This is a genomic window from Pedobacter folensis (assembly GCF_056490665.1).
Map to the genome: position 1 here is coordinate 1,714,004 of NZ_JBWJIF010000001.1, position 22,524 is coordinate 1,736,527.

At 37.9% G+C, this 22,524-nt stretch carries 22 protein-coding genes; 12 read left to right on the forward strand and 10 right to left on the reverse strand.

Going from position 1 to position 22,524, the window contains the following annotated elements; all coding sequences use genetic code 11:
• Positions 1-56: 56 nt before the first annotated feature.
• The 5 genes from AC04QZ_RS06730 to AC04QZ_RS06750 form a co-directional block, all read right to left on the reverse strand.
• Positions 57-509: a 3-oxoacyl-ACP synthase gene (locus tag AC04QZ_RS06730; protein WP_478357109.1), complete on the reverse strand. Its 453-nt coding sequence runs from the start codon at positions 507-509 to the stop codon at positions 57-59.
• A 35-nt stretch (positions 510-544) separates the two neighbouring features.
• The gene (locus tag AC04QZ_RS06735) at positions 545-889 is read right to left on the reverse strand and encodes a DUF1801 domain-containing protein (RefSeq protein WP_478357110.1); all 345 of its coding nucleotides are present in this window, start codon (positions 887-889) and stop codon (positions 545-547) included.
• Positions 890-1,090: 201 nt separating this feature from the next.
• Positions 1,091-1,666 (reverse strand): nitroreductase family protein, encoded by a 576-nt coding sequence (locus AC04QZ_RS06740; protein ID WP_478357111.1) that lies wholly within the window; start codon positions 1,664-1,666, stop codon positions 1,091-1,093.
• A gap of 188 nt (positions 1,667-1,854) precedes the next feature.
• A complete protein-coding gene (locus AC04QZ_RS06745; protein ID WP_478357112.1) occupies positions 1,855-2,415 on the reverse strand; it encodes a hypothetical protein in 561 nt (186 codons plus the stop codon).
• Between the two features lie 186 nt (positions 2,416-2,601).
• Positions 2,602-3,282, reverse strand: coding sequence for a hypothetical protein (locus AC04QZ_RS06750; protein WP_478357113.1), 681 nt, complete (start codon positions 3,280-3,282; stop codon positions 2,602-2,604).
• A 413-nt stretch (positions 3,283-3,695) separates the two neighbouring features.
• On the opposite strand from AC04QZ_RS06750, the gene AC04QZ_RS06755 reads away from it, so the two are divergent.
• The 6 genes from AC04QZ_RS06755 to AC04QZ_RS06780 all read left to right on the forward strand — a co-directional run bounded on the left by AC04QZ_RS06755 (position 3,696) and on the right by AC04QZ_RS06780 (position 9,443).
• Positions 3,696-5,318 (forward strand): ABC-F family ATP-binding cassette domain-containing protein, encoded by a 1,623-nt coding sequence (locus AC04QZ_RS06755; protein ID WP_478357114.1) that lies wholly within the window; start codon positions 3,696-3,698, stop codon positions 5,316-5,318.
• An 80-nt stretch (positions 5,319-5,398) separates the two neighbouring features.
• Positions 5,399-6,055 (forward strand): hypothetical protein, encoded by a 657-nt coding sequence (locus AC04QZ_RS06760; RefSeq protein WP_478357115.1) that lies wholly within the window; start codon positions 5,399-5,401, stop codon positions 6,053-6,055.
• 108 nt (positions 6,056-6,163) lie between these two features.
• Positions 6,164-6,856, forward strand: a complete 693-nt coding sequence (locus tag AC04QZ_RS06765) for a DUF4397 domain-containing protein (RefSeq protein ID WP_086547054.1) — start codon at positions 6,164-6,166, stop codon at positions 6,854-6,856.
• 123 nt (positions 6,857-6,979) lie between these two features.
• A complete protein-coding gene (locus AC04QZ_RS06770; protein ID WP_086547055.1) occupies positions 6,980-7,564 on the forward strand; it encodes an RNA polymerase sigma factor in 585 nt (194 codons plus the stop codon).
• Positions 7,557-8,774, forward strand: coding sequence for a hypothetical protein (locus AC04QZ_RS06775; protein ID WP_478357116.1), 1,218 nt, complete (start codon positions 7,557-7,559; stop codon positions 8,772-8,774). The genes AC04QZ_RS06770 and AC04QZ_RS06775 overlap by 8 nt, the downstream gene beginning before the upstream one ends.
• Before the next feature lie 39 nt (positions 8,775-8,813).
• A complete protein-coding gene (locus AC04QZ_RS06780) occupies positions 8,814-9,443 on the forward strand; it encodes a Uma2 family endonuclease (RefSeq protein WP_478357117.1) in 630 nt (209 codons plus the stop codon).
• 90 nt (positions 9,444-9,533) lie between these two features.
• Here AC04QZ_RS06780 and AC04QZ_RS06785 read toward each other — a convergent pair whose 3' ends face one another.
• The gene (locus AC04QZ_RS06785) at positions 9,534-10,040 is read right to left on the reverse strand and encodes an FKBP-type peptidyl-prolyl cis-trans isomerase (protein WP_029280752.1); all 507 of its coding nucleotides are present in this window, start codon (positions 10,038-10,040) and stop codon (positions 9,534-9,536) included.
• A gap of 10 nt (positions 10,041-10,050) precedes the next feature.
• Complete coding sequence (locus AC04QZ_RS06790) at positions 10,051-12,060, reverse strand: thioredoxin domain-containing protein (RefSeq protein WP_478357118.1); 2,010 nt, start codon at positions 12,058-12,060, stop codon at positions 10,051-10,053.
• Between the two features lie 262 nt (positions 12,061-12,322).
• Here AC04QZ_RS06790 and AC04QZ_RS06795 point away from each other — a divergent pair, with 262 nt between their 5' ends.
• Positions 12,323-13,420, forward strand: a complete 1,098-nt coding sequence (locus AC04QZ_RS06795) for a mandelate racemase/muconate lactonizing enzyme family protein (RefSeq protein WP_478357419.1) — start codon at positions 12,323-12,325, stop codon at positions 13,418-13,420.
• A 76-nt stretch (positions 13,421-13,496) separates the two neighbouring features.
• On the opposite strand, the gene AC04QZ_RS06800 is transcribed toward AC04QZ_RS06795, so the two are convergent.
• A complete protein-coding gene (locus AC04QZ_RS06800) occupies positions 13,497-14,393 on the reverse strand; it encodes a glycoside hydrolase family 25 protein (RefSeq protein ID WP_478357119.1) in 897 nt (298 codons plus the stop codon).
• 140 nt (positions 14,394-14,533) lie between these two features.
• On the opposite strand from AC04QZ_RS06800, the gene AC04QZ_RS06805 reads away from it, so the two are divergent.
• The gene (locus AC04QZ_RS06805) at positions 14,534-15,781 is read left to right on the forward strand and encodes an MFS transporter (protein ID WP_478357120.1); all 1,248 of its coding nucleotides are present in this window, start codon (positions 14,534-14,536) and stop codon (positions 15,779-15,781) included.
• 21 nt (positions 15,782-15,802) lie between these two features.
• On the opposite strand, the gene AC04QZ_RS06810 is transcribed toward AC04QZ_RS06805, so the two are convergent.
• Positions 15,803-16,783 (reverse strand): glycoside hydrolase family 43 protein, encoded by a 981-nt coding sequence (locus tag AC04QZ_RS06810; RefSeq protein WP_478357121.1) that lies wholly within the window; start codon positions 16,781-16,783, stop codon positions 15,803-15,805.
• 553 nt (positions 16,784-17,336) lie between these two features.
• Positions 17,337-18,707, reverse strand: a complete 1,371-nt coding sequence (locus AC04QZ_RS06815; protein WP_086547065.1) for a dipeptidase — start codon at positions 18,705-18,707, stop codon at positions 17,337-17,339.
• Positions 18,708-19,008: 301 nt separating this feature from the next.
• Here AC04QZ_RS06815 and AC04QZ_RS06820 point away from each other — a divergent pair, with 301 nt between their 5' ends.
• The 4 genes from AC04QZ_RS06820 to AC04QZ_RS06835 are packed head-to-tail and all read left to right on the forward strand — an operon-like array spanning position 19,009 to position 22,483.
• A complete protein-coding gene (locus tag AC04QZ_RS06820; protein ID WP_478357122.1) occupies positions 19,009-19,983 on the forward strand; it encodes an SGNH/GDSL hydrolase family protein in 975 nt (324 codons plus the stop codon).
• Positions 19,984-20,038: 55 nt separating this feature from the next.
• Entirely contained in the window at positions 20,039-20,593 is a 555-nt protein-coding gene (locus tag AC04QZ_RS06825) for a PH domain-containing protein (protein WP_478357123.1), read from the forward strand.
• Entirely contained in the window at positions 20,586-22,091 is a 1,506-nt protein-coding gene (locus AC04QZ_RS06830) for a PH domain-containing protein (protein WP_478357124.1), read from the forward strand. The genes AC04QZ_RS06825 and AC04QZ_RS06830 overlap by 8 nt, the downstream gene beginning before the upstream one ends.
• 26 nt (positions 22,092-22,117) lie before the next feature.
• Complete coding sequence (locus AC04QZ_RS06835; protein ID WP_478357125.1) at positions 22,118-22,483, forward strand: nuclear transport factor 2 family protein; 366 nt, start codon at positions 22,118-22,120, stop codon at positions 22,481-22,483.
• Positions 22,484-22,524: the final 41 nt, after the last annotated feature.

Below are 22,524 nucleotides of genomic sequence, written 5' to 3' on the forward strand. Positions count from 1 at the left end.
GTATCTCTTTCACGAAATAATCTTCAATGAACAATTGCAAATTGCTAACTGAAACTTTATACTATCTCTTTTACGATATATTCCTTGCCATTAAACTTGAAACGCTCATTTATTGCTTTTCCAATTAAAAACCTGCCTATTGGCGATGCCTGCGATACGGCGAAAAATTTCTGTCCATCGGTATTAAGTTCACCGGCGCTGATGCTGATGTAAAAATTACCTTCTGAGGTTAAAACCAGACTTCCGTTTTTAACCAGGCGATCTGATTCTACATTTTCAATTTGCTGCAACGCAATTTTCTGCTGACCGGCTTCGTATAACAATTTACTGTTGCGGTCCATCTCCTGCTGCATCATCTCGCGGGTAGTTTCGTATTTATCACCTGCACTACTTTTTGTATCATCGTTTGATGCCTGCCTCGCCTGTTGTAAGGAATACTCAATATTCTCTATCCTGTTTTGGATAAAAGTTAAACAAAGCTGATAAAGTTTTGATTTTAAGGTAGACATATATGATTATGGATAATGGGTGATGGAAGACGTAATTAACTACGGAGGGCAAAGGCCTGTTTTAAAATAGATTCGATTTTCTTTTTAGGAATATCTTCGAGGTGGTTGATCAATAAAATTTTCATTCGGGCTCTTTTCTCCTGCAACAGATCTTCGTGTTCAATTTTATTTCCGTCAACCAAACCGATGTAAGGTTGATGAAGTTTTTTATGGATCCAAAGATAACAGAACATTTTTCCTTTATGGGAATAAAAAGGCATTCCATATTTCCAATGCTCAGTAATATCGGCATAACCCATTAAAAGCGACCTTAAATATTGCAGACAGCTTTTAACAGGTTCATCTTTTTGCTCGAAATAGTTATCCAAAGGATTTAGCATAATGCATGATGTTAGATGGAGATAATCTGTAGTCGTCAGTCTGTAGTCTTCAGTCCGTAGTCTAAAGTCGATAACCAATTAACCATTGACTAAATATTAGTCCGAAATCGATTAACCATATCAACCAATGAACTACTGAACCAATAAACTAATGACTAATGACCAATAAACTAATGACTAATGAACTACAGAACCAATATACTACCCCTCTATCCACCTCACCTTTTCTTCTATCGAAGTCCGGTTGGGTTCCCATGGTTTTTCGTTATGGTAGCCCATGTAGAATAAACCGATGCACTTTTCGTTTTCACCGAGGCTTAAAAAGTCACCTAAATCGTCAATTAAAGGTGGAGAACTCCAGTAGGCGCCAACTTTTAAACTTTCGGCAGTTAAAGCCATATTCTGAACCGCACAAGAAACTGCCGCCAATTCTTCCCACTCTGGTATTTTACCGCTCACCTGCATATTGATGGCAATAATGCAATCGGCCTGACTCGTTTTTTCAGCAAAACTATCGTACTTTTTCTGTAAAAACTGCTGGGGGCTAACCAATTGCTTGTATAATTTACCCAGTTCTTCACCAAGTTTTGTTAATCCCGCTTTTCTGATCACGACAAAGCGCCAGGGCTGTGTTAATTTATGTGTTGGTGCGTAATTGGCTGTTTCTAAAATCTGGTTGATCACCTCAACCGGAATTTCTTTTTTTATATAGCTGGCAGGGAAAATACTGCGACGTTCTTTTATAACTTTTGAAACGATATCATATGTTGTACTCATTTGGTAAATATAAGGTAAAAGGTGGAATGATATATGAGGTAGAAGGCGGAAGGTAGAGGGTTGAAGGTTAAATCCCGAAGATTTGACTTTACGTTAACTGAAGAAAGCTTAATGGCGGAAGGCAGGAAGATTGAGGGCTCAAAAACTGTCAGCTGAATCTGTTAAGAAGAACTGCAAATTGATAACTGTTAACCGCGAACTGCCAACTGTTTCCTGATCTGTTTAACTTTTGCGAAAAAGGCAATACTTTCTTTATCTACCAGGAAATCCATGGTTTGTAACAATTCTTCTTTAATCCAATTGTGTTTGACATTTAAATTGGCCAAAAGGTTTAAACAGTGTGATTTTACAGCTACCGGAATCTGCTCATCAATTAACCAGGCAAAAGCAACTTCTACCAAATGATCGGTATCATAACCGGCAAGGATTTTCTTAACTTCCACTGAGGCATTTTTTTTGGTCATAAAGGCCATAATTTTAACATAATGCCTCAATGCCGACAAATTGTGTTGTTGTGGAAATTTCTCTAAAAAATAAAGTGCGTAGGGCAGAAATCTCTGCTGATGGTTAGTGAATACATTTTCTAAGATCCAGGCGGCCCTGAAACCAATTTGTTCATCATGATAAAAACTCAAATCAATCAAATCTTTTACCGAAAAGGTATCTTCAGAAGCTATAGCAGCTAATTTTTCTACTTTACTTTTTTGCAGCGTGGTTTTTATGGTATCTAGCAAAATATGATTTGGCATGGGACTAAAATAAATATTTTACAACAAAGTACATTGAGATAGGTCGTCATTCCCAACTTAATTGGGAACCAAAAAGTGCTCATCTAACATAATCTAAATGCTATGTATAGCTTGCATTAAGATTCCTGCATGCGCGAGAATGACATAAGCCTACTTTGAAAAAGTTTATTAAATAATCAATACCCTTTAATGTTCGGGAACAAAAGATTTATTTCCAAAAATATCCGTTTTGAAAATGCCCACCTTTTTACCATTAACATCTTCTATTACAGTATGGCCAAATACATCTTTTTTATACTTAGCTAATATATTTCCATGGTCATCTTCAACAACGGTATCGCCAAAAATATTATTTTTCTGTTTGCCTATTACCTTACCATTGCCATCTTCTATGATGATATTGCCCGAAATATCTGTTTTATAAACATTTAAGATCTGGCCACGGTCGTTTTCAATAACGATATTACCGAAGATATCTGTTTTTTGCCTGATGGCCACTTCTGTTTTCCCATCACCAGGAACCAAACCTCCTAATTGCTTTGGCACCAGGTTTTGATCACGTTCACTTTCTAACACCTTATTGCCAAAAAAATCTTTCTTTTGTGTACCTACAGTTTTTCCGGCTTCATTTTCTAAAATCGTATTACCGAAAAAATCCTGCTTTTGCTTGGCTATGGTTTTGCCATCTTTATCTACAATAATGGTATTGCCAAAAAAGTCTTTCTTCTGTTTGCCGATGGTATTATCTTTGGAATCGACCAGAATGGTATCGCCAAAAAAATCGACTTTATATTGATACTGGGATTCTTGGCCAAAAGCCACGATGGAAATAGCAGACATGATGATGCCTAGTGTTAATTTTTTCATATTGATTTCATTTTGTGTGTATCACTAAAATACTAAAATCACATCATGAAAAGAAGTAATGACCAAAAATCTATTTTATTAATTGCGCTACATTTCGTTATTAATTTAGTCTCTGGGTTTTATACCATTGGCCAAAAGCTTCTCCCCTTTGTAAAATAAACCCGGTAGCAGCGGGCACGACGTGTAACGGAGTAAAGCGGATAACGGGACTGCTTAGCCAAAAAAGAACGGAACCTCCGTTTTCAAAAAAATTGGTTAACCGGTTAACTGATCATACAGCTTTCAACAATATAGCAATCGAACTTTCCAACCTCAAAACCTTTCAACAATAAAACAATAAAACAACCAAACCATCAAACACTTTCCTACCCTCAACCTTTTTCCCTATCTTTGCGGCTTATTTCAATTACAGCATGATTTCAGTTTCTAATTTATCGTTACGATACGGCAAACGCACATTATTTGAAGATGTTAACCTAAAATTTACCCAAGGCAACTGCTATGGCGTAATTGGGGCTAACGGCGCAGGTAAATCTACTTTTCTAAAAATTTTATCGGGAGAAGTGAACCAAACCTCTGGTAGCGTGGCTTTTACTCCAGGCGAAAGAATGGCGGTTTTAAAACAAAACCACTACGAATTTGATGAGTTTTCGGTATTAGAAACCGTAATGATCGGTCATAAAGAACTTTATGCCATCATGAAAGAGAAAGATGCCATTTACATGAAAGAAGATTTCTCGGAGAAAGATGGCGAACGTGCCGGAGAGCTGGAGAATCTTTTCGCAGAAATGGATGGCTGGAACATGGAAAGCAATGCTGCTACGATGTTGAGCAATTTGGGCATAACGGAAGATAATCACTATAAATTACTTAAAGAACTGGACAACACACAGAAAGTACGTGTGTTATTGGCACAGGCCTTATTCGGTAACCCCGATATTTTATTACTGGATGAGCCTACCAACGATTTGGACATTGAAACCATTGCCTGGTTAGAAAACTTTTTGGCCGATTACCAGAATATCGTATTGGTTGTATCGCACGACAGGCACTTTTTAGACGCCGTTTGTACGCATATTGTCGATATTGATTTCGCTAAAATGAGTATTTACACTGGTAACTATACTTTCTGGTACGAATCTAGTCAGCTGGCTTTAAAACAACGTAGCGACCAGAATAAGAAAATGGAAGATAAGGTGAAGGAGCTACAGGAATTTATCCGCAGGTTCAGTGCCAATGCATCTAAATCAAAACAGGCTACTTCGCGTAAGAAAGCTTTGGATAAGATCGATATCACCGAAATTAAAGCCTCGAGCAGAAAATACCCGGCCATTATCTTCAACAATACTGGTCGCGAAGCTGGTGACCAGATTTTACAGGTAGAAAACCTGGGTAAAAACGGAAATGACGGTGTATTGTTCGATAAAATCACCTTCATGGTAAACAAAGGTGATAAAATTGCCGTATTATCTCAGAACAGTTTGGCTACCGCAGCATTTTATGATGTATTGACAGGCAGAGACGCAGAACACAGAGGTGAATTTAAATGGGGCGTTACCATTAGCACTGCAGATATTCCGAACGATAACTCTGAGTATTTTGCCGGTAAAGATGAAAACCTGGTAGATTGGTTACGTGAGTACTCAGGTACCGATGCGGATGAGCAATTTGTACGTAGCTTTTTAGGCCGTATGTTATTCTCGGGTGAAGAAGTACTTAAAAACGTAAAAGTGCTTTCAGGAGGTGAGAAAATGCGTTGTATGTTCTCCAGAATGATGTTACAACAAGCCAACTTATTAATGTTTGATGAGCCAACCAATCACCTGGATCTGGAATCTATCGAGGCCTTGAACAATGGTATGAAAGATTTTAAAGGTGCGATATTGTTTACTTCACGAGATCACCAGTTAACAGAAACCGTTGCCAACCGCATTATCGAAATTACGCCGAAAGGCACTATTGATAAGTTGATGACTTACGATGAGTACATTAACAGTAGTGATGTTGCGAAACTAAGAGAAGAAATGTATTCTTAAGTGAGTATCTATAAAAATTATTGATAAAAGAGTTTTGATTTGATATCAAAACTCTTTTTCTTTATAAAACAATACTAAATATGAAAACGCTCTCCATACTCTTATTATTTTTTATTTGTTTTACCGCTACTGCACAAAAGAGCGACTCTACCAGAACCTATTATAGAATTATTAGAGGTGGCATGATTGAACATGCAACAGAACTAAAGACTAAGAGGTATGTCAAAAATGGTTTATCAGAAATAAAAGCTGGTAAAATGCTTGTAGCTACAGGCCTCTATAAGGAGGGAAAACGATACGGAAGATGGCGCTTCTTTAAAACATCCGATACGGTTGATCAAATCTACAACTATACTACTAAAAAAGTAGAATACAGTCTTACTAGACCAGATTTCTCTTATGAAATAGATAGCTTAAAGAATGGCGACCAAGTTATGTATCCGGTTAAAATTGGCGGTTCGTATTTTGCATTCTTTTTTTTGTGGAAACAATATACCCCACCACATGATTTAAGGCCATATAAAGGAATCCATAAAGCCTATCTCATATTCCACATAAATGAAAAAGGCATACTCACAAAATACGAAACCAAGGTGACTTCATCAGTTTACAATAAAACCAGTGAAATTAAACTTAAGAATTTGCGCGAGGAAGACTTCGACTTTATGCCTGCAATTGTAAATGGGAAACCCGTGGCAAGCAAAATTATTTATGAGAGTAAAATTACTGTCGATTAAAAAAAACACATCTGTTGTAGCGTTTTCATTCCGTTAATCGTTTTACAAGAAAAAAGCGTTAATGGCCATTAACCAATTTTGTTCATAAAATTGATTTAAAACATTAAAATGAAAACGAATTTGAAAAATTTTAGCACTACAAAAATTATACTCTCTCTCTTAGCGATAGCTTTAACCATAACTGCCTGTAAAAAAGATTTTAACAACGATCCGATAGAAGCTGCCGGTATTGGCTTTGTTCATGCATCACCTGGAACAGCTGCTTTAGATTTTATCCTGGATAACCAAAAAATAAACAGCTTTACCTACACTAAAGATCTGGGCTATTATGCTGCTTATCCTGGAACAAGATTAGTTGGCGTTGCTAAAAAAGACTCTTTAAAATATTTAACAACAGCTACAGCTACCTTAAAAGAAGGATCATTTTATTCGGTTTTCGTAGTAGATACTTTAAAATCTACCAAACTTTTAATCCTGGAAGATGATTTAAAAGCACCAGAAACCGATAAGGCTAAAGTTCGTTTTGTAAACTTAAGCCCAGGTTCTGCTCCATTTGATTTAGCTATTGCCGGAACAGATGCGCCATTATTTACAGCAAAAGCATTTAAAGAGTTTACCACTTTTAGCAATATTGCACCGAACGACAGCTATACTTTCCAGTTAAAACAAAGCGGAACAGTTAAAGTGAGTTTACCAGCTGTTAAAATCGAAAAAGGTAAAATTTATACCATCTGGGCTAAAGGCTTATCAAGCAAAACCGATAGTACCGGCGTTGGGTTATCAGTGATGACAAACAAATAAAAAATATTTCACGCTACCTGTGGAAATGAAAATTGACACCACTCAAAAAATTGGGTGGTGTTATTTTCTTAAATTTGCAATAATTAATCATGATAAACCTTTAATAAATAGTCCTTTACAGGGGTGATAAAAAAAATACTCAGTTTTGAGGAAATTTTAAAAGGCTGTGTAAAAAACGACAATAGCTGTAAAGAAATGATGTATAAATCATTTTATGGCTATTTAATGGGCATAATTTTAAGGTATACCAAGAATCCTTCGGACAGTGAAGAGCTTGTAAATGACAGTTTTATCAAGATTTTCAAACATGTTGGCGGCTTCAAAGCACCAAAGAACCCGGAAGAATTACAGCGATCGTTTAAAGGTTGGATTGCCCAGATTGCTTCGCGGACAGCAATAGACAAAATACGAAGTTCGAAAGTTCAATTTTATGTTGATGATTTAGCAGAAAGTGAACATCCGGTTACCCAGGTTTCGGTTGCTTCGGAACTACACGTTAATGATATTTTGAATTTACTAAATCACTTACCAGATACGCAGAGACTGGTATTTAACTTATATGAAATTGAGGGCTTCGCCCACGATGAAATTTCGAAAATGTTAAACATTCCTGAAAGTTCCAGTCGTGTTTACCTTACACGTTCTAAAAATAAGTTACGTACCCTTTACCTAAATACCATGGTTAATTCATACGAAAAAAATGGATAAGGAATTAATTGAGCATATCACCGCGCAACTCCAAAACCATGAGGAAACATACCCTGATGGTGCATGGGAGCGCTTTTCGGAGAAAAAAAATAAGAAACCAGGCATCGCTTTTTGGCCTTTGTGGGCTGCTGCTGCCTTAATTTTTATCTTCGGAGGTGTATTTTTTATGCAAAACAATACAGATCAGAAAAAAGAAATTGCGATAATTAAACCTAAAGCCACGCAAAATCCGGCGGCTAAGGGGAATACAGATGCGGTTATTGAAACTCCGGCCAATCCTACTTCATTAAATGGCAGTGCAACTGCTGCAAACAACCTTGTTGCCAGTCGCCCGGCCAAAACCGTGGAAAGCATAAAACCATTATTAACACCACAAAGCGATTATACTTTTATCAATACCGAACAATTGGTTCCGGCAAATGATAATCTTTTAGATAACAAACTTGCAGGTACTAATCTTTCAAACCTGAAATCAAAACCGTTTGATATTTTAACGGAAAAGAAGAAACCTCAGCCAAATACGCAAACAAGTTTTGAGCGATTGCTTGCCCATGATAGTTATGTAAATCAGCAAAAACCGCCATCCAAAACAAGTGAAAATTCTAAATGGCAGCCTGATGTGTACGTAGCCCCGGCAATGGGTAATGACAATAAAGTAACCATGAACTATGGCTTTTCTTTATCGTATGCCATCGCCAACAAACTATCGATAAGCTCTGGTGTTTCTTATGCATCTATTAGCACCACCGAATCGTTAAATGCTTCTGCACCACAAACTTTATCAGGCAAAAACCTCGAGTCGGTTGATGCTAAAGTGCGTGGAATCAACGTTCCTCTGGAATTAAAATACAATATAAGTGATAAACTCTACACCAATATTGGGGTTTCTGCACTGGCTGTTTTAAACAACTCGCAACAGAATAACTACATTGTAAACCAGGTGCAGAATTTTTCTTCTACAACAGCAAATGGTTATGCTGATTCGAAAACGATGATTGTGAAAGAAAAAACTACTGAACCACAACCTGAAGCGAATATAGATCCTGATAAATACATCGGATTTTATAATTTCTCGTTCGGTTATAAACAAAAAATATCTAAAAAGAACAATATTGCCATCGAACCTTTTTTAAGGTTGCCGATGAAAACTTTCTCTAAAGAAAACCTCAATCTCACTAATGGCGGACTGCGTTTGAAGATTGATTTTTAAAAAACTAAGATATTTAGTATATTTGGTTAAATACCTCATATGAAAAATATCAAGCCATATCCTACTGAGGAAGAGCTGCCTCCAGTTAAGACGCTTAATGAAATTGATTTCTCTGCGTCTTACAGTTATGCAGATTATATGCGTTTCGAATTTGAAGAGCGCTTAGAAATCATCAAAGGGTACATTTTCGAGATGAGCCCTGCTCCCTCCCGTCTTCATCAAAAACTATCGGGAAGAATTTACGTTCCAATTTACAACGCATTGAATGGCCATAAGTGTGAAGTATATTCAGCACCTTTTGATGTCCGTTTAGCAAAGAAAACCCAGGAGGATAAAGAAGTTTTCACGGTAGTACAACCTGATATTGTGGTGGTTTGCGATCAGACCAAACTCGATAAACGCGGATGCATAGGTGCACCTGATATTGTTGTCGAAATTTTATCTCCAGGCAACAATAAAAAAGAACTGATCAACAAATACGAGGTTTATGAAGAAGCAGGCGTTAAAGAATACTGGATCGTAAGTCCTTCGGAAAAGACTTTTTTCAGGTATATTCTTGATGATAAAGGTAAGTTTCAACCCACCAAACTGTTAACCGTTGGTGAAAAGGTAACCACACCGATTATGCCGGGGTTTTTACTTGTTCTGGAAGAGGTTTTTCAAGATTAAGTATGGACATACAAACGAAAGAAGTCAAGTTTACATAGCAAAGTGGCTATCTAAAACTTGACTTCTTTGAAAATCGTTTATATTTAGTAATTAGTGACCTGAGTGACCATCCGCTCCGTGCGCATGACCATGAGCCAATTCATCTTGAGTAGCTTCACGTACATTCAAAATCACACCATTAAATACCAGGTTTTTACCAGCCATTGGGTGGTTTAAATCAACTGAAATGGTTTCGTCGTGAACAGCTGTAACACCTGCCCTAAACTGGTTACCATTGTTATCTTGCAATGGAATTACATCACCTACATTTGGCAATTCGCCACCAGCTTCAGTAAACATCGTTTTTGGCAAATCGGCAAAAGCACCCGGATCGATATCGCCATAACCATCTGCAGCAGATAGCTCGAAGCCATATTCATCACCAGTTTTTAAACCAGTTAAATGCTCTTCAAATTTAGGCAACATCATGCCTACGCCATATAAAAATACTAAAGGATTTTGTTCGTCAGCTTTTTCGACAAAAACTTGTTGTCCTTCTTCGTTAGTAGTATGCAATTCGTAAGTTAACGCTACTACAGAGTTTGGTGAAATATTCATTTAAATTAATTTATTGTAAATACTCTAATGCGTCCTCAACAGTTTTAACCGGCAACTGGCATACTTTATTTCGGCAAATATAAACTTTTGTTTCATTGCTTTGCTTACCTTTTAACAGCGGTAGGTTACTTTTTGTTCCGCCCAATGTAATTTTGTTTGGAATATAATGTCCGCTTAATGCTAATTTAACAACATCCGTTTCTAAACCGGTAATGGCAATTTCGTTTATGCCGTAAATTTCGTTTAACAATTGAATGGCCCAGTTTGAATAGGCAGAACCATAGGTTTTTATCTTCGGATGAACCGCAGCAAGCATTTCTGAAGCTTTTTCGGTGTATTGTTCTACATCAAAAAGCAGGCCCAGTTGCTTTAAATTCTGCGCCATGGTAGAGTTTGAAGCCGGAATTACATTATCCATTACTTCATGTTTACGGGCAATTAAATCTTCACTCTCTGCTGAGGTGTAGAAAAACATTGGCGAATCTGCATCCGTAAAATTAGCAATCACATAATCGGTTAATAATTTTGCTTCTTCTAACCATTTTTCCTCAAAATCAGCTTCATATAGGGCAATCAACGCTTCAATAAAAAAAGCGTAATCGTCTAAGAAACCCGTAATAGAAGCCTTTCCGTTTTTATAATTGCGGTATAAACCACCTTTTTCTGATTTTAAGTGCGATAAAATAAAATTGGCGGCAGTTGAAGCTTTTTCATAATAGGACTTCTGATTTAACACTTCTGCTGCATCGGCTAAAGCTTTAATCATCATACCATTCCAGGCCGTTAAACATTTATCATCCAAGCCCGGACGGATCCTTTTACTCCTAACCGCCAGTAATTTTGCTTTAGCTGACTTTACTTTACCGTGAAGTACTTCTGCATCAATATTAAATTTTGCAAGCAGGTCATCATCGCTGATCGTTTTACGTAAAATATTGGTTTGCTCCTCTTCCCAGTTGCCTTCTTCGGTAATGTTGTAATAAGCGCCAATCAACTGGGCATCTTCACCTAAAACCTCATCGAATTCACTTTTATCCCAAATGTAAAATTTGCCCTCTACCCCTTCGCTATCAGCATCCAGTGCCGAATAAAACAATCCATCTGCTGAAGTCATCTCATCGAAAACCCAATTTATCGTTTCAACAACGGTCTGTTTAAAAGAATCGAATTTAGTACATTGATAGGCTTCTGCATATAAACTGATCAGTTGCGCATTATCATAGAGCATTTTTTCAAAATGGGGCACGTGCCATTTATCATCAACCGAATAACGGGCAAAACCACCGCCGATCTGATCGTAAATACCACCACGGCTCATTTCTTCGAGGGTATGACACACAGCGGTAAAAACTGACTCATCATCTTTTAAAAAGCCATATCGCAATAAAAAGACCCAGTTATTGGGTAAAGGGAATTTTGGTGCACGGTTATATCCCCCAAAGCCAATATCGAAATGACGTTTCCAGGGATCGATAATTTCAGTTAAATGTTCATGGGTATATTCTTCTGTTGTACCTGCAGCGATTATTTTTTCGCTGTCTTTAATGCCCGAAGTTAACCGCTCTGCATACTGGATAGCCTTATCGGGTTCATTGGCCCAAAGTGCAGCCACATTTTCCAGAATATTGATCCAATCATTTTTCCGGAAATAAGTTCCGCCATAAATCGGACGCTGATCCGGCAAACAGATACAATTTAATGGCCAGCCTCCACTACCTGTCATGAGCTGGATGGCATACATATAAATCTGGTCAATATCCGGACGCTCTTCACGATCGACCTTAATGCAGATAAAATGACGGTTCATCACTTCGGCAACTTCATGATTCTCGAAACTTTCGCGCTCCATTACATGGCACCAATGACAGGCTGAATAGCCGATACTAACCAATATCAGTTTGTTTTCCGCTTTAGCTTTTTCTAATGCTTCTGAGCCCCATTCGTACCAATTAACCGGGTTATGGGCATGTTGTAGCAAATATGGCGACGAAGCGTGGATTAAATTATTGGTATCAGACATGGCTGCTAATGTAAAATGTAAGCGGGAAAAAGGAATTTTAATTTGAGGCGTAAATCTATTAATAATCTACAAACCTGTTTCTATTTAGTTTTTGTTTTTATACTTTAGTTGGAAATCTAAATAATGAATGGAATTTAGCACAAATGAGCTATTTAATTTAAATATGATGCATTGCTTTACGAATTGAGTTGTAAAGATGATCGGCTTCTATCCCGATTTGCAAACCTTACACCTTCAACCTTATACCTTCGACCTTAAAAAAATGAGAATCACCCATACCGAAATATACCGCTTTAGCATCCCCATGGAACCTTTTGTGATTGCAACCGGAACCATGCATTTTGCACAGAACGTATTGATCAGGATTTACACCGATGCTGGCATTCACGGCATTGGAGAGTGTTCTGCTTTCCCGATGATTGTTGGTGAAACGCAGGAAACCTGTATTGCCATGGCTAAAGATTTCGCCGCCATTTTAAAGGGGAAAGATCCTTTAGATATTCCTGAGCGGATGAACGATTTATTGGGTTATGCAGATCATAACCATACCATTAAAAGCGCTTTCGATATGGCATTATTCGATATTGCAGCGAAAAACGCCAAATTACCACTGTATAAATTTCTTGGCGGAACCAAACGCAGCATTGAAACAGATATGACCATTGGTATCGACACGCCAGCGGGAATGGCTACAACAGCATTAAAGTATAAAAGCCAGGGTTGCCGCATATTAAAGATTAAGCTGGGTAAAAAAGTACATGATGATATCGAAAGGGTAAAACATATCCGCGAGGCGGTTGGTGAAGATTTGATTTTACGCCTGGATGCCAATCAGGGCTGGAGTTTTGATGATGCTTTATTTGCTTTAGGAGAATTAGCACAGTACAACATTGAGTTTTGCGAACAACCCATGCGAACCTGGTACGATGATCAATTACCAGAACTGAATGTAAATTCGCCGATTAAACTAATGGCCGATGAAAGCTGTTACAACCATCACGATGCCCGAAAATTGATCAATAGCCAGTCTACAACTTATTTAAACATTAAATTCTCGAAATCCGGAGGCATTTTAGAAGCGCAAAAAATCCATGAAGAAGCTTTACAACGAGGCGTAAAATGTATGATCGGTAGCATGCTCGAAACCCGGATTGCGTTAAGTGCCAACCTTCATTTTGCATTGGCCAGTCCTAATGTTGAGTTTTTTGACTTAGATACGGCACTATTGGGGCACCTGGTCGACCCTGTGGTGGGTGGCTTAACTTATAACGGTTACTTTCTTGATGTTCCCGAGGAAATTGGTATTGGTGCGGAGGCAGATGAGTTTTTCCTGGAGAAATGTGAAAGCTGGACGGTTTAGCTATACTAGTTTGGAGGTGAGCGTTTGGCGTTTGGAGTCGGTTAACCGATTTAAACAATTAACCAGTTAACCTCATCTAATTAACTAATAACCTATCCAACGCCAAACTATCGCCGTTAAAGGCATTAAAATCGACTACATGGCCGATGCCGTTAATTTTAGCTTTATCAGAATGCTGCCAAAATTTCCAGCGGCTTTTATCCATTCTTAACTTTGGTTGATAATAATGGGCGATCCACAAAGGATAATCATCAAAATGATCGACTAAATAATCTTCATAAAATTTAAGTCCGGTATAAACAATCGGTCTGACTTTTGTTTTCATTTCTACATAATTGAGAAAATCAGAAAGTTCTGCCCTCATTTTTAGTGGCGAAACGCCATCAAGAGATTCAATATCCACAACAGGTGGTAAATCCCCTTTCTCTATATTAACCACTTGTAAGAAAAATTTAGCCTGCGTTTTACCATCCTTTTTGGGTCGGAAGAAATGATAAGCACCACATATAATCCCTGCTTTTGGCGCTTCACGCCAGTTGCGTTGAAAATAGGGATCAACTAACATTAACCCCTCTGTGGCTTTGATAAAGGCAAAACGGATGCTGACCTCATCCTCTTTCATATCTTTTACTTTTTGCCAGTTTATTTTGCCCTGGTAATACGAAACATCGATTCCGTGAACCGTGTATTTTTTGGGGATCTTGATATTAAAACTTTCGTAAGTTCTGTAATTGGGGTCTTGACCCCAGTCTTTAACCCAGCGCCAGGTAGCCACAAAGCTCCTTAATACATAACCGTAATAAAATGGAGAGAGCAAAACCAACAATAAAGCAGCAATAACCAATTTAAGCTGAACGGAAAGCGCGCCTTCCTTTTTTCTGCCTGCTGTGGTTTTTCTGGTTACAGGTTTTCTGGCAGCAGGTTTTCTGGCAACTGGGCTTTTGTTTATCGGGGTTCTTTTCTCTGGCGGCATTTGATCGGTTTCCGGATGCAAATTTGTAAAAAATTATGGGATATTTTTTGCTCATCTTTTTTAGCTCAATAAGCGGATATTGAATTCAGATGATTAAATAATATCTGGCATTTGGTATTTTTACTGCATCTAAATACACCATGTTCAAACTTATTTTCGACACTTATAAGACATCATTTAGCGGATTAAGCAGAGAAACCTGGCTTTTGAGCATTGTAATGATGTTTAACCGATGTGGTAGTATGGCCGTTCCGTTTATGGGCTTATACGTTACCCAAAGTTTACATCGATCGGAAATGGATGCGGGTTTGATCATCACCTTATTTGGTGTAGGTTCGATCCTTGGATCGGCAACAGGCGGAAAGCTGACCGATATGATTGGTTTTCGCCCGGTGCAAATTCTATCGTCAATTATTGGCGGTTTGCTTTTCATGCTTTTTTCTACGATCACCCACTTTTCTACATTATGTATTTTAGCCGTAGTCATCAGCTTTTTTTCTGAGGCATTCCGTCCGGCAAATTTTACGGCAGTTGCCCATTATGCCGCAGAAGGAACCATAACCAGGTCGTACTCCTTAAACAGATTGGCCGTCAATATAGGTTGGTCGGTAGGAATCAGTTTGGCAGGTATTATTGCCTCCATAAATTACAAACTCCTATTCATTGTTGAGGGAGCTGTAAGCATTGTAGTTGGTTTATTAATCTTGTCGTTTTTGCCACAGGTGAAAGATTTTATCAAAAAAGCCAAAGAAAATGCCAGTAACATGGTGATTATGAAACCATGGAGAGACATTTTTTATGTAAAATTTATCCTGCTCACTACGGTTTTTATTACCTGCGCTTTTTTAATGTTCAGGGTTGTGCCAGTGTTTTTTAAAGAGCAATGGCACATTGATGAATTCGCCATTGGTATTATTATTGGGATTAATGGAGTAGTGATTGCCTTATTCGAAATGATCATGATCAACAAGATTGAAGCCAAAAAATCTCCCATGTTTTTCATCATCATAGGGGCAGTTTTATTTTCGGTCTCTTATATCATGTTGAGTGCTCCGGTGAGTTTTCACATCGTTGCTGCTGCACTTACCATTGTTGTTTTTACCTGTGGAGAAATGTTCTCCTTACCCTTTATCAATACGATCGTGATCAGCAGAAGCAATGAGCATAACAGGGGTTTATATGCGGCAGGTTATACGTTGAGCTGGTCGTGCGCACAAGTAGTCGGACCATTATTCGGATTTTTCATCGCCAAAAACTTAGGTTACAACTGGCTTTGGCTAGGGCTGGCCTGTATGCTTTTATTGTGTGCCTGGGGATTTAATACCCTGAATAAAAAGCAGGCGAAAAGTGTTTTGCAAACCAGTAAAGTTCAGCTGGAAATTGAATAAAAATATCCAGCTGAACAGCAATTATTTTACTTTCTGGGCTTTTACCCCTTCGTTTGTAATTTTTACAGGAAGAATATTGCCATCTGCATCAAATTTCATCTCATCAATACAGGTAACACGGTGGTTTCCATCTGTTTCGGTTAAGGGACGACGGTGATAAACGATATAATACTTTTCTTTTTTCTCGTTAATGATAACCGAATGATGGCCCGCGCCGGTAGCAATTGCGGCATCCTGTTTTAATATTTTACCGATCCTTTTAAACGGACCAAATGGCGAATCGCCCACGGCATAAGCTACAGAATAATCCGGACCAGTCCAGCCCCCTTCGCTCCACATGAAATAGTATTTACCATTCCGGATGAACATATAAGGGCCTTCAACATAATTATCAGGTGTAATTTCTTTAAAGGTCGTACCATCTTCAAAAGGCAAAAAGCCCGTAAAATCTTGATTTAATTTGGCAATGTTACAATGTTTCCAGCCTCCATAAATTAAATAATACTGACCATCTTTATCTTTAAACACAAACTGATCAATAGGTTGGGCGCCATTATGAAACTTATCTACCAAAGGTTTCCCTAAGTGATCTTTGTATGGTCCTTCTGGTTTATCGGCAACAGCTACGCCAATTCCGCCAATTTCTTTGTCGCTTTGAATATCATTGGCACCAAAAAACAGGTAATATTTTTTGTCTTTTTGAACAATTGCAGGAGCCCACATCGCTTTATTGGCCCATTTTACAGCAGCCGTATCTAAAATATGCGGGTGTTTTTTCCACTTCACCAAATCATCTGATGAAAAGGCATCTAAAAAAACCTGTTCCTTATACCTGGCCGAGTAAGTGGGGTAAACCCAATATTTATTGTTAAAAATAGCAGCATCGGGATCTGCATACCAACCTTGAAAAATTGGATTCCCGGATTGGTTAATCGTTTTAGTATCCTGAGCAAAAGAAGCGAGTCCGGATAAAAGTAAAAGAGATGAGAATAGGTATTTCATGGTACCAATTTAGAAAAAAAACCCTGGTAAAAAAATTAACCACTAAAATCAATTGGTTGAAACCAGTTGAGATATAAACAACAGGGATGGTCTTCGACTCCGCTCAGAAGGACAGTCAACTTAAATTTATGTAATGTATTGGAAAGCAAAACCGGCAACAATGCACTTAAAGTAGCCCCGCCATCCGTTTCAAATCCTCGCCCTCATATTTCGGGCTGTGGGTTTTCCACTACTGTCGGGTTTAGGTGGCAAGGCCGGTTATACTATTTAAAGATGCAAATTGCATCTGTAGTGCTGTCTCTGGGAACTGTCTGCAGTTAAATAAACCCGACAAAGCTGAATAGCCCGGAATGAAGTGCAACGAAATGAGGACTATAAGCGATGGCGGGACTACAGCACCTATGAAATACAGAACGCTCATTTTCAAAAAAATCGTCACCTCGACTGAAGTTTGGCAAAATAGAGAAATCTGCTGAAAATAGATTTCCCGACTGCGTTGCACTCCGCTCGAAATGACGATCTGTTGGGTCAGAACGGATAAATTAAATCGAACTTATTTGCTCAGCTCTGCGAAATATTTATGGAATAAAGGCAAAGTTTCTATTCCTTTATAATAATTGTAAATATCATATTTCTCATTCGGAGAGTGTAGTGCATCGCTATCTAAACCGAAACCAAAAAGCACCGATTTAATTCCCAGTACATCTTCAAACAAAGCCACAATTGGAATACTGCCACCACCGCGTGTTGGAATAGCCTTTTTGCCAAAACTATCTTCAATTGCTTTTTCTGCTGCCTGGTATGCAATACTATCAGTTGGGGTTACCACAGGTTCGCCACCATGGTGAGGGGTAACTTTTACCTTTACATTTTTAGGTGCAATACTTTCGAAATGTTTGGTAAAAATCTCGGCAATTTCTTCTGAGCTCTGGTGTGGAACCAAACGCATAGAAATTTTTGCATTGGCTTTACTTGGCAACACGGTTTTTGCACCTTCGCCAATATAACCGCTCCAAATTCCGTTTACTTCTAAAGTTGGACGGGTACCTGTACGCTCCAGCGTTGAATAACCTTTCTCACCCCAAACTTCTTCGATATCTAAATCCTTTTTGTATTCAGCTTCGTCATAAGGTGCAGAATTTAATGCTTTTTTCTCCTCATCGGTTAATTCAAGCACTTTATCATAAAAAGCAGGAATAGTAATGTGGTTATTTTCATCGTGCAATGAAGCGATCATTTTACAAAGAATAGTGGCCGGATTGGCTACTGCCCCACCATAAACCCCAGAGTGTAAATCGCGGTTCGGACCAACCACTTCAACTTCCATGTAAGCTAAACCACGTAAACCGGTTTCGATTGATGGATGTTCCATGCTGATCATTGAAGTATCAGAAATTAAAACAACATCGGCTTTTAAACGTTCAGCATTGGCTTTTACAAAAATACCAAGATTTGCAGAACCTACTTCCTCTTCACCTTCGATCATGAATTTAACGTTACAAGCCAGGGTATTGGTTTGCATCATCAGTTCGAATGCTTTTACATGCATATAAAACTGTCCTTTATCATCACAAGCGCCACGGGCGTAAATTTTACCATCGCGTACGGTTGGTTCAAAAGGTGGTGTATGCCAAAGTTCTAATGGATCTGCCGGTTGAACATCGTAATGGCCATATATTAAAACGGTTGGTAAAGAAGCATCTATAATTTTTTCGCCGTAAACGATAGGATATCCTGCTGTTGGGCAAATTTCTACCTGATCAGCTCCTGCATCTTTTAATTTCTGCGCAACGTAATCAGCTGTTTTTAAAACATCGCCTTTGTATTTCGGATCAGCACTAACCGATGGAAAACGCAATAACTCAAACAACTCATCTAAAAAACGTTGTTTGTGCGTTTCTACATAATTTTTAATCTCTTGCATAACAAAATGAATTTGGACAAATATAGGCTTTACCAAATAAAAGGCACAGCAAGCGCTTAATAAATTATCCTCATATCGGCGTAAAACTTTAATATCGCCAGATGATAATAGCTTCAATTATTTTTTTTTAAAAGCTAAAAATCAATGTATTATCTGCAAAACGTAAAACCCGTCTGTTAATAGATACAAAAAATGATTTATTGTTTGTAAAAAAAGATAGCACAGCATTATTTATATTTACTTTTTTGTAAATTGCGCGAATAACAGATATCCTTAAATCCTGTACGAAAGAATTTTAACAATGAAGTTTAGCGCAAAAGTTTTTCTATCTCTGCTGCTGCTTCTTGTTGTCCGCATCTCTTCCTTTGCTCAAGCGCAAAATCCCACCCGCGTAAGTTGCCCGGAAGCAGCTCAATATTATTCGAAAGACAGTATAAATATTGTAACCTTTGGGGCCAGTACTGTTGAAGGTGTTAAGGGATTGGGTTTCCAAACCATGCTGGAGAACAACTTTTTAAACTGTTACACCAACAAGGTAGTCGATATTACTAACCACGGTATAGGCGGTCAGACTACTTTTCAGGGTTTGCTCAGAATTGATAATGCCATAGCCAATAGAACAGGCTTTATTGTGATAGATATGGGTATTAATGATGCTATAGCGATTGCTGCAGGCAAAGGAAGCATAGCCGAAAGCGTTGCTAATATGAGGGTGTTGATTACAGCAAGTCTTAAACAAAAATTGATTCCGATTTTATGTACCCTTCAGTTTGTTGACGATAGGACTGTTAAAAGTTATGTTACTGTAAATACCAATATCAGGAACCTTAATACCGCATACCGGAAATTAGTTACCGAGTATAAAATATATTTAGCAGATGTAAATGCGGCGATGAGGCGCGATTTTTCGCTTTATCAGGATGCATTTCATCCAAATGCACGCGGTTATAGATTGGTGAGTTATGTTATTTTCGATGCCATTAATAAAGCAATTTTTGATAAATTCTTAAAGTTTACCGTTTCTCAGAATTACCCAAATCCGGCGGCCATGCAAACCTTTATTGATATTGTTTTGCCGGAAACGGATAAAATCAACATCCAGATTTACGATTTGATGGGCCGATTGGTAAAAACAGTAGTAAACGAATACCTCAATACCGGAAAACACACACTAGAAATCAATACTTCTGCTTTTGTTCCCGGCATTTATTTCTTCAAAATCTCTTCCGATTCAGGTCAATATAATTCTGCAAAAAAGTTTATTGTAGCGAGGTAACAAAAGATTTAAACATTAGTCTATTGATAGATTAATATGTTTTATACCTTTAACCATGACCACTGAGACATTTTTCACCAATGAAGTTATTGATCTCGATCTTCTCCCAAAATACGAAGACATTCAGTTAGGCCGGCCACATCCCGATTATTGGAAAATCATCTGCATCAATCTGTTCATCTTTTTTGGCCTGCTAGGCATAACTGTTGGTTTACTCCTGTTCTTTATCGATGAAGTAAAAGCAAACGCAAAATGGATTATCCCGCTTTACCTGGCCTTATTAGCCATCTTCTTTTTACTCTTTCGTGCCAGTTTTAAGAAACGGGGTTATGCCATCCGTACACATGATGTAATCTATAAAAGCGGGATTATTGCCGAATCGACCACAATTGTACCTTTAAACAGGATTCAGCATATTGAATTAAATGAAGGGATTTTTTCCAGGATGTATAAATTGGGATCATTACAACTATTTACCGCAGGTGGCCAAACCGGGCATATCCATATTTCGGGTATTGCCATTGACGAGGCAAAGCGTATTAGAGACCTGCTTTTGAAAAAACTAGACCTGCTCGAAAATCCAATAACTGAATTGAATCCTAATGAATAACGATTTTAGCAAACCGCAACGCGAATCGGCCTTTGGTATCATCATCATGGGCGCTCATACCATGCTAAAAATTGGCAAAGCGAGTTTTTTCTTATTCATTATCGCATTTGTAAAAATGTCGGGCACTTCTTTTACCTATCTCCTGTTGGGCATTGCTGCGATCATCGTATTCAGTTTCATATTTGCTTATTTATGGTATTTAAAATTCACGTTCTTTCTGGATAAAGAAAAGCAGGAATTTGTAGTGAATAAGGGGATATTCAATCGCGATCAGGTCATTATTCAGCTTGATAAAATACAGCAGGTTAACATTAACCAGAATATGCTGCAGAAAATTATCGGTGTTTATGGTTTAAAAATCGATACTGCAGGTGCTCATGGAGAAGAAGTGAGCATAAAAGCCATCGACGAAACTTCGGCCTACAACCTTAAAGAGCATTTATTAAACAGAAGAGCCGCAATTGAAACGCCATTAGAAATTGAATTAGAAAACAAGAAGACAGCAGAAACACCATTTTTAAGAATAAGTACCTGGACATTGTTTAAAGTTGGACTAACCTCTAATTACGAGCAAAGTTTAGCTTTACTTGCTGCTTTTTTTTACACCGTTATTTATGAGGGCAGGCAGTTGCTTGATGCTTTTAAAATTAATAAAGATGAAATTCAGAGCACGGTTACAGGTATGCTGACCATTGTTACCGTTTTTATCTTAATTGCCTGCCTATTAATGGTATTGTTGATTATTAACCTGGTGAGAACTTTTTACAAGTATTTCGAGCTCGAAATTAGTGAGCATAAAAACACACTCTTACTCTCTTCAGGGCTAATTGCCAAGAAAAATACTCTGATTAGTCCAAATAAAGTCCAGATTACCAAATACAGCCAGAATTACTTTCAGAAAAAGATGAATATGCTGAATATGAGTTTAAAACAGGCTCATTTTGGTCAAAGTAAAAAAGGACATGAAATGCAGGGAAATACTTTGGAAATTCCGGGATGTAACCCTGGCGAACGGGATGAATTGTTAAAAATGATATTGGGTCAAATTCCTTTAAAAACAAAAACCTTTATCCCTGACTGGCGCTTTTTGAATTTACCGATCTTCTTTAAACTGGTTTTGCCAGTTGTGGCATTTTTAATCATTGCGTTTAACATTCCTGAAGTTAAACCTTATATGGGTGCATCAATTGTTTACTTTATTATAGGCACTTTGATGATTTATATCAGCTACCGCCGACATCGGATTTCAGTAAACCAGGATTTTATCATTAAAAAAAGCGGAATCTGGGATATTTCGAATGAAATAGTAATGCCAAATAAAATCCAGGCCATAAGCACTTTTCAATATCCCTGGCATAAAGGGGTTGATGTTGGTCATCTTACCTTACACACGGCGGCTGGCCAGATTCACTTTAAATATGGAAATTATACCGAAATTAAACAGCTGGTTAATTACTGGTTGTATCAGGTAGAAAATGGAAACGAAGATTGGATGTGAGTTTTAAAAGAATTAAAGCAATTAATATGAATACCAGGGAACAGATCATTTTAAACGAAAAGAGATTATTAACGGCCATACTGAATGGTGATGTTGCAGACCTTAATCTGCTTTTGCATGAAGATTTACTTTTTAACCTGCCCAATGGAATAACCATCACAAAGGCCATGGATATGGAAACTTATACATCTGGCAGTATCGATGTAAATTCTATTATCCCCTCTGAGCAGCAAATTAACCTGATTAATGATACTGCAGTTGTTAGTGTGAAAATTGAGCTAAAGGCCGTATATGCTTCACAACCCATCGAAGGTATTTTCAGGTATTTGAGAGTCTGGAAGTTGTTTGATCAGGAATGGAAAGTAATTGCCGGAAGTTGTGTGGCCATATAAAAAATAACAGCTGCCAGGTTTAAATCCAGGCAGCTGTTATC

Coding starts and splice junctions, on each gene's coding strand:
- AC04QZ_RS06815 (WP_086547065.1), bottom strand. CDS start 18,707: ATGCAAGAGATTAAAAATTATGTAGAAACGCACAAACAACGTTTTTTA.
- AC04QZ_RS06765 (WP_086547054.1), top strand. CDS start 6,164: ATGAAAACGAATTTGAAAAATTTTAGCACTACAAAAATTATACTCTCT.
- AC04QZ_RS06805 (WP_478357120.1), top strand. CDS start 14,534: ATGTTCAAACTTATTTTCGACACTTATAAGACATCATTTAGCGGATTA.
- AC04QZ_RS06835 (WP_478357125.1), top strand. CDS start 22,118: ATGAATACCAGGGAACAGATCATTTTAAACGAAAAGAGATTATTAACG.
- AC04QZ_RS06755 (WP_478357114.1), top strand. CDS start 3,696: ATGATTTCAGTTTCTAATTTATCGTTACGATACGGCAAACGCACATTA.
- AC04QZ_RS06810 (WP_478357121.1), bottom strand. CDS start 16,783: ATGAAATACCTATTCTCATCTCTTTTACTTTTATCCGGACTCGCTTCT.
- AC04QZ_RS06795 (WP_478357419.1), top strand. CDS start 12,323: ATGAGAATCACCCATACCGAAATATACCGCTTTAGCATCCCCATGGAA.
- AC04QZ_RS06785 (WP_029280752.1), bottom strand. CDS start 10,040: ATGAATATTTCACCAAACTCTGTAGTAGCGTTAACTTACGAATTGCAT.
- AC04QZ_RS06745 (WP_478357112.1), bottom strand. CDS start 2,415: ATGCCAAATCATATTTTGCTAGATACCATAAAAACCACGCTGCAAAAA.
- AC04QZ_RS06790 (WP_478357118.1), bottom strand. CDS start 12,060: ATGTCTGATACCAATAATTTAATCCACGCTTCGTCGCCATATTTGCTA.
- AC04QZ_RS06780 (WP_478357117.1), top strand. CDS start 8,814: ATGAAAAATATCAAGCCATATCCTACTGAGGAAGAGCTGCCTCCAGTT.
- AC04QZ_RS06775 (WP_478357116.1), top strand. CDS start 7,557: ATGGATAAGGAATTAATTGAGCATATCACCGCGCAACTCCAAAACCAT.
- AC04QZ_RS06830 (WP_478357124.1), top strand. CDS start 20,586: ATGAATAACGATTTTAGCAAACCGCAACGCGAATCGGCCTTTGGTATC.
- AC04QZ_RS06730 (WP_478357109.1), bottom strand. CDS start 509: ATGTCTACCTTAAAATCAAAACTTTATCAGCTTTGTTTAACTTTTATC.
- AC04QZ_RS06750 (WP_478357113.1), bottom strand. CDS start 3,282: ATGAAAAAATTAACACTAGGCATCATCATGTCTGCTATTTCCATCGTG.
- AC04QZ_RS06735 (WP_478357110.1), bottom strand. CDS start 889: ATGCTAAATCCTTTGGATAACTATTTCGAGCAAAAAGATGAACCTGTT.
- AC04QZ_RS06740 (WP_478357111.1), bottom strand. CDS start 1,666: ATGAGTACAACATATGATATCGTTTCAAAAGTTATAAAAGAACGTCGC.
- AC04QZ_RS06820 (WP_478357122.1), top strand. CDS start 19,009: ATGAAGTTTAGCGCAAAAGTTTTTCTATCTCTGCTGCTGCTTCTTGTT.
- AC04QZ_RS06760 (WP_478357115.1), top strand. CDS start 5,399: ATGAAAACGCTCTCCATACTCTTATTATTTTTTATTTGTTTTACCGCT.
- AC04QZ_RS06800 (WP_478357119.1), bottom strand. CDS start 14,393: ATGCCGCCAGAGAAAAGAACCCCGATAAACAAAAGCCCAGTTGCCAGA.
- AC04QZ_RS06825 (WP_478357123.1), top strand. CDS start 20,039: ATGACCACTGAGACATTTTTCACCAATGAAGTTATTGATCTCGATCTT.